This window comes from Mycoplasma sp. Ms02, from assembly GCF_019720735.1.
In the GTDB taxonomy this organism is placed as follows: domain Bacteria; phylum Bacillota_I; class Bacilli_A; order Mycoplasmatales; family Metamycoplasmataceae; genus Mycoplasmopsis.
Genome location: NZ_CP081302.1, coordinates 304,322 through 319,598 on the forward strand (window position 1 = coordinate 304,322; position 15,277 = coordinate 319,598).

Below are 15,277 nucleotides of genomic sequence, written 5' to 3' on the forward strand. Positions count from 1 at the left end.
TGGCGATAAAGTGGCGATAAACTCATGAAAAAAGTGGCGATAAAAAGTTAAAATCATCGTAACTTCAAAAGTAATAAAAAAGTGGCGATAAATTCATGAAAAAAAGTGGCGATAAAATCACATTGAGTGGCGATAAATTATTGTTCAGTGGCGATAAAGCATAAATGTTCTCGATAGAAAGCCTATCCTCCATTGATAAAATTTAGTCTTTTTTTACTTTCATAATGTCGAAAAAAACAGGATTACCAATCAAATAATTAGGGCAAAGCCATCAAAAAAATATCAACCACAAAAGTGAATGCTATTTTTTTGAAAGCAACACAACACTCTCGATATGGGGAGTAAAAGGAAAATTATCAAATCCTGATACTTGATCGAAACTATATCCCTCAAAAGAGAATTTTTTTAAATCTCTAATTAATGTTCTTGGGTTACAAGAAATATACAAAACATTTTGAACGTTTAATTGAGAAAGATCTTCAATTGTTTTATCTTCTAATCCATCTCTTGACGGATCTAGAATAACAAGATCTTCAGAATTGATATTAATTTGCCTTAAATTATCAGAAACATCTCCCGCATAGAATGCTGTGTTTTGTTGTTTATTTTTATGAGCGTTCATTTTTGCATTATTTATCGAATGCTCGGAAATATCCATGCCCACTAGAATTTGCTCTTCATTTTTGAGAGATATTCCAATAACTCCTGTGCCACAGTATAAATCGATAATTCTTCTAAATTTTGACAAATCAATTATCGACTTCAAGAAATTCAACATTCCTTCAAAAGCTAAAGTATCTGTTTGAAAAAAAGACTGAATATCAACTATGAAACTTTTATCTAAAATTTTAATTTCAAAAGGCTTTTTCTCTAGTACTTTTTTGTATTTAGAATCAAGTAAAATGGATAGCGAAATGACTTCTGGTATTGATTTTATACGTTTTTCTATTTTTGAAAAATCTAAATCATTCGTTACTTCCAAAAGGACTTGAACTTCATTTTTAGTGTTTATTCTTCCAGAAATTGAAATTAATTTTTTTATTTCTTTTTCAGCAAGATCTGAATTTAAGTACTCAAGCAATAAATTAAGAGCAGATGAAAGATTTTTATTTATTGTTTTTTGCATCTGTTCTTTTTCTACAATTAATTTTTGTGTCGAATTGAACCTATTTACAGCAAAATACGCCTTGCCGTCTTTTATCTCTATGAAATACTTGACTTTATTTCTATTGTGATACTCAAAAGGAGCAGGCACTATTTCGCTGAACTCTATACATTTGTTTGGAAAATTTCATTTAAACTGCTGTCTTAAATAATCTCTTTTTCACTCTTTACTTACATTATATGAAAAGGGTAAAAACGGTGCTATATTACTCATTAATAAATTATGACTAGGAATAAACTTTCTTAAAGCATGACTGTGCGTTATTTCAATTGGGTAACAAAAAAGCAGTTTGCTTGTTTTATAAAAAACTTTTACCTTCGCCTTTTCGCCTATAAATAATCCTAATGTGAAAATTGTGACATCACTTCTTCTTTCAACTCCAAGCCCTTGATAACTGACTTCAGTTACTGAAGTTTCGATAATTTCGCCTATTTTAAAACTATTTACCACTTTTTTCCTTTATTGATTTATCAATTCTTGCTAACAAATCATCAAGATTTAAATCAATTCCATTAATCACTTTTTGAGCATCTTCAAAAACCTTATCACTCTTCTTATTTTCTTCTCTTGTTAGTTCGAAAATAGTTTCAGTTGTTCTTTGAGTTTTTCTAATCACACCGTTTGAAAAATTGTCAATATTAATATCTAAAAATGACGTATTGGCTTTCGAGAAAGAATAATCCTTAACGTTATCTAAGTAACTAAATCCTAAAGTGTCTCTTAAAAGAAGAGAATCTGTATCACGTGTTGCATAAATATCAGTGACTATGTGTCCATCTACTTTGTTATTTTTAAACAACTCTTTGCCTTTGTTAGTTTTAATGACGTATGCTATATCCTTTGCTCTAATTTTCTTTAATTTACCTTGTGCTGTAATAAAGGTTAAAACGTCATTGCTTAGAGCTACAGTAAAGGCTGATATATAGTCATTGTTCATCAAATAGCAACCTTTATTTCCTTTAGCTTTTGCTCCATAAACACTAACTTCATTTTCGCTATACTTTGTACATAATCCAAAACTAGTAATAAGAATCACATCTTTATTTCCGTCGCTCAAACAAGCGTTAACAAGCTCGTCATCAGCGTTTAAATTCATTGCAGTATAAGTTTTTAGTGTTCTAGACACTTTGAAATCAGCAACCAATGTTTTCTTTAATTGTCCATATTTTGTTGCCAAAACAACATATTCATTAACATCTCAGTTGGAAACTTCAATAACACTAACAACTACCTCATTCACTTTTAAGTCGACGAAATCTGTTAAGTGCGTTCCAAGATCTTTTCACTTATTTTCTGTTATTTTATGAATCGGAATAATGGCATAGTTTCCAAGATTAGTAAAGATTAAAAAAGTATGCATTGTGTTTACTTTGTTGTAGAAAGTTAGGTAATCATCTTCTTTTAAAACAAAGTTTTTAAACTCATTGGAATCAATTGTTTTTTGTGAAAGACGTTTTATATACCCGTGTTTTGAAATAGCAATATTGACGATTTCTTCTTTAATCAAGTCTTTTTCATCATAACTAAAATCAAACTCATGTTCATAAATCGTTGTTTTACGATCAACATGGAATAAGTCCTTAATTTCGTTAAGAACAGATATTATGTATTTTTTAAACTCATTTTCATTAGTTAAAAGCAATGTGATTCTTGCAATTTCTTTTTCCAAATCAGCTTTTTCTGCTTCATATAAACTTTTGTCAGTCTTAGATAAACGGTAAAGTTTCATTTCGGCAATTGCTGTTGCTTGGATTTGACTAAAACCAAAACGTTCCATCAAGTTTGTTATAACACCAGATTTCGAACCTTCTGTTTTTCTAATTACTTCGATTATTTCATCTGTAATTTCTGCAACTTTTAGAAAACCTTCAACAATTTCAAGTCTTAGTTTTTGTTTTTCTAAATCAAATGATAATGTTTTAGTTTTTACTTCTTTAACATGATCGATATAAGCTTGCAAAATTTCTCTTAAATTAAGCAATTTAGGAGCATTATTGACGATTGCAACGTTGTTGTATGAATAATTAACTTGGAGTTGTGTTTTTGAGAATAGATAGCTTAAAATCGACTGCTCATTTGCATCTTTATCAAGCGTGATTGCAATCTTGATTCCTTCACGGTCTGACTCATCTCTGATTTCTTGTATTCCGTCAACGGCTGAGTTTTGGATCAAAACATCGATTTCATAAACTAATTGACTCTTAACGACTCCATAAGGAATTTCTGTAATAATAATTTGTTTATTTTTGTCTTTTTTAACTATTTCATACTTAGAAAAGATTTTAATTCTTTCCTTGTTCATTTTTCCTTGCTCAAAAGCTTCAATAATTCCTTTTTGCCCGTAGATTACACCACCTGTAGGAAAATCAGGACCTTTAATATATTTCATTAAATCATAAACTTTAGATTCAGGTTTTTTAATGAGTAAAATCGCTGCATTTATCACTTCACTTAAGTTATGTGAAGGCATTTCAGTTGACATACCAATTGCAATTCCTGTTGTTCCGTTTACTAAAAGATTGGGAAATAGTGCTGGAAGAACAACTGGCTCTTTTTCAGAATCATCAAAGTTAGGAATAAAATCGACCGTTTTTTTCTTGATATCACCTAACATGTATGCAGCTATTTTAGACATTTTTACTTCAGTATAACGCATTGCAGCTGCTGGGTCATTGTCAATTGAACCGACATTACCATGCATATCTAGAAGTCTTACATTTGATTTTCATCATTGACTCATATTTACCATTGCTTCATAAACTGAAGAATCACCATGAGGATGATATTTACCAATAACATCACCAACAACTCTTGCTGATTTTTTATAAGGCTTATTTCACTCAAGACCTAGTTCATGCATTGCAAAAAGAATTCTTCTTTGAACTGGTTTTAATCCATCTCTTACGTCTGGAAGAGCTCTGTTCTGGATGATATACTTAGAATATCTCCCAAAACGTTCTGCCATGATATTATCAAGTGACTCGTTAATAATTTTTTCTATGATTTGTTCTTTTTTCATACTTATTAGTTCCGCAATAATTTTAATATAAAAAACGGCATTTTTCTTTCCTGCTAATTCATAAGCTGAAAAATTCTAAAAATTGGTGGAAAAAATTTTCAAATTAGTAGATTTTTTTACTTTTAAGCCTATTTTACTGTAAAATAAGTTTGTAATGTGGGAGGACGTATGACAAAAAAAGAATTTGTAACTAGAATCGCTGAAAGAATTGATGTTCCAGTTAAAAAAGCTGAACAATTTCTAGACGCATTTGTATTTATCTTAAAAGAAGAACTTATCGCTGAAGAAAAAGTTCAACTATCTGACTTAGGAACATTTTCTACACAGATCAAACGTGGGCGTACAACAAAGAACGCTTTCACAGGAGAACTTTTAGAAATTCCTGAAAAACGTGTTGTTAAATACAAACCTTCTAAATACTTACGTGAATTAGTTGATTTTTAATCTAAACTAAATAACATATAAAATCAAGTACTCCTGGAAATGTTATCGGTACTTCCTTCGAGTGCTTTTTTATAATTTCAAAACTAAGCGAACCTTCTTCGTTTAGTTTTTTTAGTTTAATTGATGAAATGATAAAAAACTTGTTTTGAACAAAAAAATAAATGACATAAAAGCCTATTCCTCCGTTTTCTTCAATCTTGTTTAAATAGTTCATTTGATGCGTTTTAACGCTTGTTTTTTCAAGCCTATTACTCTTAGTCATTTTAGCTTCAAAAGCAATGAATTTACCTTGGTAGCAGCCATAATAGTCAACTGTAGACTTTTGTTTAATCGTCCCTTTAACCTTAATTCTTTCTTCGTTTTTAGAGACATTCTTGAAATTAACTGGAACACAATTCTTTTCAATATATGCAATTTTATTTTTTGAATAAAACTCAATTGTTTTATTGATAATTTGTTCTAAAAGCATTCCACGATTTTTATGAGTATTTAACACGTTAATATATTGATAATATTTTCTAAAAATATTCAAAAAAAGATAAAAAAAGGAAAAACTACAAGTTTTTCCATAAAAAAAGCAGCAACGCTGCTCAATATCGTTTTGGCGGGGGTTACAGGAATCGAACCCGTCTTGACGGTTTTGGAGACCGCTGCATTGCCACTGTGCTAAACCCCCGTAAAATAATCTAAATGATTATTTACCAAATTTGAAGTGACAGACATCACCGTCTTGCATGATGTATGTTTTTCCCTCCTGACGCATTTTACCTGCTTCACGAGCTCCAGTTTCACCTTCATTATCGATATAATCTTGGTATGAGATGACTTCTGCTTTAATAAATTTCTTTTCAAAATCTGTATGAATGATACCTGCACATTGAGGTGCTGCCATACCTTTTTTGAATACTCATGCTCTAACTTCAACCACACCAGCTGTAAAATAAGTTTGTAGGTTTAATAACGAAAAAGCTTCTCTTGTTAAAATATCAAGACCACTTTCTTCGACACCGTACATTGAAAGAAACTCTTTAGCTTCTTCTTCATCCTCTATTTGAATTAACTCTGATTCCATTTTGACAGAAATAGGAATGATTTTTGTATCAACTGGTAAAGAGTTTTTAAGTTTTAAGTATAAGGCATCATTTTGATAGTCTGTAATTTGTTCATTTGACATATTAGCGACGTATAAAATTGGTTTCAGAGTTAAAAGTTGATACCCTTTTATGATTTTGTATTGTTCCTCGCTTAAATCAGCTTCTCTAGCAGGCTTTTCGCTTTCAAGTAATGCTTTTATTTTTAAAGCAGCATCTTTTTCAGCAATTGCTGTTTTATCGCCTGATTTAGCTTTTTTCTCAACTCTGTGTAAAACATTGTTAATTGTTTCTAAGTCGGCAAGAATTAGCTCAAGATTAATAATTTTCTGATCTCTTTCAGGATCAACTGAATTAGCAACGTGCATAATATCTGTGTTTTCAAAACATCTAACAACATGAATAATCGCATCTACTTCACGAATGTTTGAAAGAAACTTGTTTCCAAGACCTTCGCCACGTGATGCACCTTCAACCAAACCTGCAATATCAACAAAATCAAAAGTTGCATAAACCACTTTTTTGGGATTAACAAATTTTGAAATTTCATCAATTCTTTTATCTTTTAAAACAACGGAAGAAATATTAGGTTCAATCGTTGTAAAGGCGTAGTTAGATGCTTCTACTTGCTTTTTGGTCAAAGAACTAAAAAGCGTACTTTTACCAACATTTGGTAAACCTACAATACCTGCTTTTAATGACATAAAAACTCCTTAAAATCCTTATTTATAGATGAAAAAAACGACTTTTACGGTCGTTTTTAACAAATGGGGCGATCGACGGGATTCGAACCCGCGTATGACGGAACCACAACCCGCTGTGTTAACCTCTTCACCACGATCGCCATAGCTAAAAAATTATAGCATAAAAAAGAAATAATAATACATTTAAATTTTTGAATTTTATAGATGTGTGTATAAACGTAAATTAAAAAATACTGGATTTTTCCAGTATTTTTATGCTATCTAATTTTTACAAAGAATGTATCGATTGATGTTGAGTATAGCGAGTTACGCGCTGCTCTTTTCTTAAGATTTACAGTTCCTGTTTCGCTATAATCTCTCCCATCACCATTTGCTCCGACAGGTGTAAGAATTATTGATTTAGCACCGTTTGCTCCTCAATCAACTCTTGTTCATCTAACCGTCGCTTGACCACCACTGATAGGTCAAATTGGGTCTGCAAACTGTTCTGTTGTGGTGTTTGAAGCCCCAACAAGTGTAAATTGAGAACCCTGTCCATAAGCAACGACTTTTTCATGAACTGATGAATAAGCTCAAAGAACTTTATTAAGCAATTCACTTGATAATTTAGATTTATCAGGCAGTGCTTCTACTTCTTCGTATATTCGATTGTACTTAGCAACATTTTCAGGACTTTTATCCCTGTTATTATTTGTTATATTCTTAAGTTCAGTAATACGTTCCATTTGGGTTGCACTTCTTAAAAATAGTGCATTTTCTACTCATGAATTATAGATGTAAAGGTCTTTAGTGTTTGTATCATACTCGAAAGCAAATTTATATGCATTTACAGACGATGCAGCACCACGGTCCTCATAATTTGTATAAGCTCATCATTGAGGGTTATAAATATTCAATTGCGATTTCAATCTGTTGTCATAGTGTTGAGGTGTAAACGGCTGACCTTGAATACTTCCTGTTCCTGCGATTGGGGAACCAATAAATTGCCCAGGAGTAAACGTGTATAGGGCAATTTCTTGTGTACCATCAAAAGCCTCTAACCTTGCAATTTGTTTGCTATTATCTAGCAATACGGAAGTATTGTAAGTTACTGAAAGTGATGATCCAGAGTTAATTTTAAATCCGTATTTTTCATTGGTAGAAGGATCTGAACCATCGTAGGCAACAGTTATTCTACCTTGATTACTTCCAGGTCTAACAAAGTTTCAGTCTGAACCAGGCGCTTTATTTTGCTCTGTTCCATAAACAATCTTTTTGTAAATACCGTAAGCTTTAGAAACTACTTGTGCAGCAGACATATTACTTGGAATATGTCATCCTGCTTCTTCTGCATTGAAGACTTTCACTCTCGCAGCTTGTGCAATTGTATTGTCATCTGTATAGAAAATTTTTGAAAGACCTCTTGGAAGTTCAATTCTGTCTATTGTGTCAAATGTTATTTCGATTTGTTTGTCAATTGTGTGACTTTTTAGTTCAGAGTTATCCGAAGTAAATTGATAACTCAATTTAACTCTTATTGTCTTTCTATCCACGTCAGCTGTTTGAACATCTTCATCATATCATTTAGTTGAGTCTCATTTTTTTAGTCTTACTCTAAATGCATTTTGAGCAAAAATAGATTTTTCTTGTTCTTCAGAAGTAAAATCTTTTGTTGTAAATGAGAATTGTTTGAAGTTTTGTAAGAATGTGTCATTATCAGTTATATCTAAAAATTCACTATCAGAAGGCAATATTGATGTGATAGATCTTAAAAAAGCTTCTTTAGTTAATTTCTCTACAGGAATAGCAATTTTAAACTTTTCTCCAAATGTTACATTTCCTGAATTTGCCTGTGATACAGGTGGTAAAGGAATTTGAACATTTGAACTCGATGTTAATTGACCAAATAATAAATTTAGAATATTTCCTTGATGTATTCAATCTTTATGTTCGGTCGCTTTTGTGAATGATCCTTTAATTGCTTCGATCAATTCTGTAGATGAACCATCTAAATCCTTAACTACATAAGTGTCTAAAGTTGATTGTGATTTTTCAACTTGTAAATTAGTTGGTAATTTAGCGATTGCTTCTTCTACTGACTGTTTGTGTTGGTTGTAAAGATTTTTTACTTCTCTTGTGTAATCTGAATCAGTTTCGTATTCTATACCTACGTAAAGATCTTTAAATACAGCTACTAAAGGATTTACAGATGTAGCTTCCGAAATTCTTGATTGTAGTAATACTTCAAATTCAACAAATGCGTCATTAAGATCTTGAAGTCTTTTAGCAAATGATGATAAGTTTGTGGCTTCATCTTCATTTTTTACTGAATCATAATCTGTTGCGAGCGATTCGTAATTACTTTTAAGACTTGTGTACAGGTCTTTTAGTGTTTCAAGACCGTTGTAATCAAAAGGATTCTTATCTGGTGTTGAAGCAATAAATGCATCCATTGATTCAACAAATACAGGATAGAAACCACGTGTTTGACCCGAATCAGCTGTAGGACTCATTTTTTTGCTGAACTGTTCTCTGATTTTCGCTTTAGTTTGGGCAACCACTCCTGAACTCCCTGAGTTAACAACTTCAAGAAGTTTAGAAATTTTCACTTCGTAATTATCCTCAGAATCATAAGATTCGTTTTCGACAGCATCCATAGTTTCTTTTAGAGCCTGTAAAGCAGATAAATCAGATGTTTGAATACCTGCTCCAAACTGAGCTTGTTGGTTTAGAGGACCAAACTCTTCTTGAAGACTTGTAAGAATATCTTTAGCTTCAGTAACTTTTTGTAATGCACTATCGTAAACTTTAACGACTTGTTCTATAACGCCTGATTTGGCTTGTCTTAAGTATTTATTCACCTCGCCAAAAGAAAGTGTTTCGATAGGGGTTGCAGAACCAGATACTCTCAGAGCATCTAAAGCATCTATAGAGTCTCTTTTAAACGCTTCAGTTAAATAATCTTCCGTTCCAAAAAGGGTTGTTAAACTTGATTTTCTTGAAGGATTTCCTGTGTCATCTGTTAAGAAATTCTTAAGATTAAGATCAAGTTCAAGTTGAGTATTGATTTGATTTCTTTTTGCAGTTAAGATTTGCTGGTTAATTGTTGCTAGATCTGCTGCAAGTGTTTTCTTAGTTGCTTCAACATTTGGTTTAGCAACCAAAGCTTGTTGAGCAAGAGTTTTTTTGTTTTGTAGTTCTAAAAATTTTGATGTTACTTCAGCACTATCTAAGAAAGGATCTTTTAATAGTAAGTAAGAATCGGAAACTAGAATTGCATTTTTTAATTTCTTTGCGTTTTCAAGTGCATATTTAATTAATTTGTTTTTCTTATCTGCATCAGCTTCATCAGCATTTTTAAAGAATGTTTCAAAAACTTCTTCAGGATCTGAATTTGGTTGTAAATAAACAGATCAGAATTCAGTTATTAATGCATCAATCGGTTCTCTTTCGTGCACTGTGTTGTTTTCAACCAAGATTGTTGTAGATTTAAACTCTTGATAAACCTGTGAGTATTCAAAAAGAATGTTTAAACGGTGGTAAGCATCAGAAACTTGCTCAAGTTTTTGAGTAATCTGATCTTGATAATTTGCTGGTATTTCTTCAAGATTTATTAAGTCTTTGGCTTCTTGAATTAATGCTGAAGCCCCTTCTTTTTGTTCCCTTATTCTTCTTGGACTTTCGTTTGGATCTGGATTATTAGGATCATCACTAGGTGCAATAACACGATTATTTAAGTTTTCATACCTTGCAGTTTGAGCTGCTAATTCTTTAATTACAGCCACAAAATCACGGTATGACAGAGCTTGTTGTCTTAAATCGTACAGTTCACCTTCGTTTTGATCTTCATTCAGGTCTAAACTTTTATCATTTCTTCTTATAAGTGACTTTACTCTCTTGTTTACAGCATTTTTAGCCAAAATCTCTTCTGATTTGAATGTGTTTCCATCAAGTATTGACTCAAGAACAGTATTGGTTTCGTTTCTGTACTCATTAACTGCTGTATATAATTCTTGTTTTTTTCTTGCTTCACGAACACTTAGTTGATCATTTTGTGATTCATTTGCTCTTAAACCTTCTGAAGAACTAGGAGGATTAAGAGGTGCAGGTACTGTAGATCATAATAATCTTGTTAAACGGTCGGCGTCAGTGATATTCCCTGTATAGCCTTCGTTTAATAATCTTGTTATTTGCTCTGAAAGTTCTTTTTGGAAAGCAACTAGATCTTTTGCTTCTGCTTCGAATTTTGCTTTTACTTGAGCTAGTTTTTCGATTGCATTAGCATCACCAGATTCAGCAATTGAAGCTGCATAAAGATCGTAGCTTTCAAGATATTCTTGCATTGCTCTACGCTTTGCAACACCTGATCCTTCAGGGTCTAATCTATGGAAGCTTACTGATCTTAAGATTTCACTTTGTTCTTTAATTAAAGTGTTAAGATCATCAACCATGATTAGTCTTTGAGTCATGACTTGCAATTCTTCTTTTATTCTTGTTATTGCATCTATATCATTTGCGCTTGAATAAATGTTTTGAGCTTCCTTGATTTTTTGGTCCAATGCAGCTCTCAATTTTCTCACACCTGGTGCACTTGGATTTACTAACCCTGGTTGTCCTGGTGAAGCGATTTGTGTTGCATCTGTAGCTGTCTTGATCTCTTTGGCTAGATCAACGAATTCATTAATATTGTTGGCTATTAAATTAACACGGTTATCGATTGCGTTTAGCCCTTGTACACCATTTTGATCTTCAAGTGATTCGCTTAGATTGATCTGACTGATCATTTTATCTAAAACTTCGTCTACTACAGCTTTTTGTTCAGGTAAAACTTCTGATTGTTGAGCATCTAAAGCATCTTTTAGACGTTTTCTAATACCTTCATTTCCTGCTGTAGTTGATTCAATATTATTTTTGATTCTATTTCTGATGTCAGCAATCTGACTTTCTTGGTTTAGGACATCTCTTAATTTAGAATAGAAACCTTTTTGATCTCCTTCATCTGGTATACCTAAGTAATCAGGTGAAATTGGTTTAAATTCTTCAAGAGCATTTCTCAAGTTTTGAATTGATTGGGTGTTAACTTCCTTGCCTTGTGATTCTGCTTCTGTAAGCTCCTTGATTTTATCAGCCGTTTGTTCTTGAAGTTTTACCATTGAAAGTTGGTTTTTGGCTGTTTCATACATAGCTTCAACTTGTTCAGGAGTTAAGCTTGGGTCATTTATAGCTGCTTGAATTGCTGCAATGTATCTTTCTGCATCTGCTTTTACTTTGTCATGTTCTGGACTTGTGCCAAAGTCAGACGATTTTAGAAAGGCATCTATTTCAGCTAATTTAGCTTTTACTTTGTCTTTGTTTAGGGCAGCTTCAAGTTGTCTTTCAAAGTCAGCTATTTCTTGAGTACCATTTAATACTTTGTCGTTTTTGGCTGCTTCATAAGCTTTTTTGGCTTGAGCATAAAAACTTGAATCATCTAGACCTAATGTTTCTGCCGAAGAATCCAATCTTTCTTGAAGAGCATCAATAGCTGTCACTTTTTGGTCATATTCGTTATTTTCTGTGACTTTTTGCTCTCTTAAATCTTCCATTTTATCTTCAAGAGCTTTTCTTTTTGCTTTTAGGTCTTCAACAGTTAAATTATCGTTGTATAAGGCTTCTAGCATTTCTGCTTTAAGCTTTTCAACTTCTTTTTTAGTTTCTTCATGTACTTTTCAGTCTTTTTCTTCACCTAAAATATCATCTAATTCAGCAATTTTAGATGCTAAATTCTTTTTCTCTTCTATTAAAGGTTTAGCTGCTCTAAGGGCATCGATTTTAGCTTGTGCTTCTTCAGCAGAATCTGAAGGATTAATTTCATTTTGATTCATTAAATCTTCAACGTATCTTGCAACTAGCTCACTTGTTTGATGATCTAATGCGTCATAAATATCTTGAATATCTTTTAATTCATTAGCAAGTTCTGCTTCTTTTTCCATTTTTTCAGCAAAAACACCTAGTTTATCTAAATCTGTTTCAGTCAAGGCTGAATTTACTTCTCTATCCAGTGACGCTAAATCATCACGGTTGTTTGAAGCTGGTTTAGAATCGTTATTTGATTTTGTAGCTTGTGCTGAATCATTTAGTTTTTGAATTTTATCTTTTAAGAAAGAAGCCTTGATATTTTCTTCATTGTTTTCAATTTGATTTTTAAGAGTATCAACACCTAATAAATTAGGAATGTTTCCATTTTTAAGAGATTCAATCATTGCTGATGCCTGTGATTGTAGTTCATCATTTTTAGCAAAAGCTTGGTTTGTTCTATCCCCTACGAATTTACTTGATTCAACTGAAGATTTTGTTGAATTAGAAGCTGCTTGAGCTTTTTCTAATTCATTAAGAGGTTCGACCAATGCATAAAGTGAATCAATTTCTTTATCCACTTTTGAAACAAATTCAGGTGTTATTTCTTCAGTGTCAATTTGCGTTTGTAATTTATCAATTTGAGCTTGAAGAGCCTGTGCTGCAGGTGAATTTGGATTAGCGAATGTTTCGTCTTTTTTCTTTCTCAGTTCTCTCAATTTATCTTCTAGATCAAGTTTCAGCATCGCTTTTTCTAATTCTTTTCTTTTTGCTTCAAGCTGTTCATTTGCTTTAGCTACTTCAATAAGTGAAGCATTTGGTGTTGAGAATAATGCCTTAACTTTAGCTCTTTCAACTTCTAGAGCCTCAATTTGAGGAGCTAAAATATCAGCTGCCTTATGACTTTTAGCTTTATCTAAAAGGTCGCTTGATTTTTTATCTGTATTACTTAAGTTTTTAAAGGCTTCTCCTGTATTAACCATGTTTTGAAGTCCAGCAGTAATACTATTAATCTCATCTAGAGTTTCTTGCGAACTATCACCTTCATCAGCTGCTTTTCTTAGTTCTGCAAGCCTTACATTTTTATTTTTGTACTCTTCAATTCTTGCTAATTCATTTTCTGAGAATTGGTACTCAGGGTTACCGTCCGAGAAAACCGTTTCTAAAAAGTCACTTGCAAAAAGTGATTGCTTATTGGCTTCAGTTACTTGTGCAGCAATTTTAACGTTTCTGATTTTATCTTCGACTTTTCCAAAGTTTCTAAATAACTCAACCGAAGGAATAGGATTGTTTTCTTCGACATCGTTTTGAATTTCTTTGATTAGCTCCTCACTTGATTTTAAAACCGATTCATTTTGATCAAGCGATTGCTGTGAAAGTCTGTTGTTTTGATATTTTAAGTCTTCAATTAAATTTCTTAAGTGTTCTTTTAATAAAGAACGCATTTTTTCATTTATCGACTGTTTTATAGGAGTTAATGCAAATCCAGGTAAACTAGAATCTCTAAACATAGTGTCAATTTCAGATAGCAAGCTTGAAATTTCACCGTTAATATTCTCCCTTAAATAAGCAGAAGACTTTACAACTCTTAGTTGAAATGCAATAATTGAGACATCACCGTAAGTTTGGTTTTTGGAATCTAATTCTTGAGATTCTTTTTTGATTAGTTCTAAAGCTTGATTCAGCTTAGAATCAAGATCTTGATCAACTGATAGTAAACTTTCTACACGAGATTCAACAACTGCTTTTTCTGAAGCATTTACAATACGTGAATCTTGGGCTTCTGTCAGTTCATTTTTCAGATCTTTATATGCGTCTGATAATAGCATTGCTTTTTGAAAGTTCGATTGTAACTCTTTGCTTTTTTGACGTAAGTCGTCGCCAGAGAGAGTTGAAATTAAACTTGCTAGTTTTGAAATTTCGTTTTTTACAATTGAAAGCTCTTCTGGAAGCTTAACAACTGCTTTTGAGATTTCTGAAGCTTGGTCGTGAATTTGAGAATCTGTTTTTGTTTCATCTTTAAGAGACTCATAAAAAGAAGTTAAAGATGTCTTAATTGTTTCGAAATCAACTTTAGAAGATGCAATCGCTTCGTCATCGTTAGCTTTTTGTAGAAGCTCTTCGATTTGTGATTTTATAGTTTCAGAAGTGCTAGTTGCTTCTTTTACTAAATTCAATTTTTCTTTAAGTTGTTGGATTTCTTCGATCGTTTCTGAAGAATCTTCTAAAAGTTTTTTAGCGCTTAAATATGTTGAATTTACTAAAGCAGAAGTAATTTGGACATCATTTCATCTAAGATCTTTTTGGACTACTGTTTTCAATAAGTCTTCGATTGTTTTAACTATGTTTTGAGATAGATTAGAGTGTTTTTCTTCATTCTCTTTTGCAAAGTTGTAAGCATCTTGAATCGAATCAAGGTAAGAGTTTATTTTTTGATTTTGTACTTCTAAAATTTGATTTAAACCTTTTTTGAAGGCATTTAAGAAATTAGCTTTTTGTTCTGAACTCAATTCATTTGCTTCTTCTTTAAATTTCTCAATTCAAACATCAGGCATTGAAAGTAATTGATTTTTTAGGTCTTTTTCTCTTATTCTATCAAGCTGATTATCTAAAAAGTAGACTCAAAACTCCTTTTCTCTTTCCTTGTTATTAAATTTGATTGAATCTAATTTTTCGATTACTTTATCCAAGAATAGGCTTTGAGCGTCTTCCATTTTTGCAAGTTGCTCTTTTAACGATACTTGTTCTTCTGAATCTGATTGATAATCATCAACATTTAACTTTTGATCGTGTTTTACAGCATCAAATGCATTTTGAAGTTCTTGTACATCTTGGTTATTTAAATCTAAATAATCTTTGTATATTTTGAAATTAATCTCTGATTCAGAGAAAACTTTGTAGACAGAATCTTGATTTTTAACATGTAAATCTTGCGAAAGTAAATAAGCAAAAGTACCCAATCCAATTGAAATAGGGAAAGTGATACCTGCTGTAATTAAACTACCTTTTAATACTTTATTTGTTTTGCTACTCATGTTTC

General features: G+C 31.9%; 6 protein-coding genes and 2 tRNA genes. 1 reads left to right on the forward strand and 7 read right to left on the reverse strand.

Features of this window, described 5'->3' with window-relative positions; all coding sequences use genetic code 4:
- Nucleotides 1–301 precede the first annotated feature (301 nt).
- Nucleotides 302–1,615: a class I SAM-dependent RNA methyltransferase gene (locus K4L35_RS01120; RefSeq protein WP_221617745.1), complete on the reverse strand. Its 1,314-nt coding sequence runs from the start codon at nucleotides 1,613–1,615 to the stop codon at nucleotides 302–304.
- Nucleotides 1,605–4,184: a DNA topoisomerase IV subunit A gene (gene parC / locus K4L35_RS01125; RefSeq protein WP_255558985.1), complete on the reverse strand. Its 2,580-nt coding sequence runs from the start codon at nucleotides 4,182–4,184 to the stop codon at nucleotides 1,605–1,607. The genes K4L35_RS01120 and parC overlap by 11 nt, the downstream gene beginning before the upstream one ends.
- A 168-nt stretch (nucleotides 4,185–4,352) precedes the next feature.
- Between parC and K4L35_RS01130 the strand changes: the two genes are divergently transcribed.
- Entirely contained in the window at nucleotides 4,353–4,628 is a 276-nt protein-coding gene (locus K4L35_RS01130; protein WP_221617746.1) for an HU family DNA-binding protein, read from the forward strand.
- Nucleotide 4,629: 1 nt separating this feature from the next.
- Here the strand turns inward: K4L35_RS01130 and recU are convergent, their stop codons facing one another.
- The 5 genes from recU to K4L35_RS01155 all read right to left on the reverse strand — a co-directional run bounded on the left by recU (nucleotide 4,630) and on the right by K4L35_RS01155 (nucleotide 15,272).
- A complete protein-coding gene (recU, locus tag K4L35_RS01135) occupies nucleotides 4,630–5,097 on the reverse strand; it encodes a Holliday junction resolvase RecU (RefSeq protein WP_221617747.1) in 468 nt (155 codons plus the stop codon).
- Between the two features lie 133 nt (nucleotides 5,098–5,230).
- Nucleotides 5,231–5,304: transfer RNA gene (locus K4L35_RS01140), tRNA-Trp, on the reverse strand.
- A gap of 18 nt (nucleotides 5,305–5,322) precedes the next feature.
- A complete protein-coding gene (ychF, locus tag K4L35_RS01145; RefSeq protein ID WP_221617748.1) occupies nucleotides 5,323–6,423 on the reverse strand; it encodes a redox-regulated ATPase YchF in 1,101 nt (366 codons plus the stop codon).
- A gap of 64 nt (nucleotides 6,424–6,487) precedes the next feature.
- Nucleotides 6,488–6,563: transfer RNA gene (locus tag K4L35_RS01150), tRNA-His, on the reverse strand.
- A gap of 117 nt (nucleotides 6,564–6,680) precedes the next feature.
- Nucleotides 6,681–15,272 carry a hypothetical protein gene (locus K4L35_RS01155; RefSeq protein ID WP_221617749.1) on the reverse strand — a complete coding sequence of 2,864 codons (8,592 nt, stop codon included), beginning with the start codon at nucleotides 15,270–15,272 and terminating at the stop codon, nucleotides 6,681–6,683.
- Nucleotides 15,273–15,277: the final 5 nt, after the last annotated feature.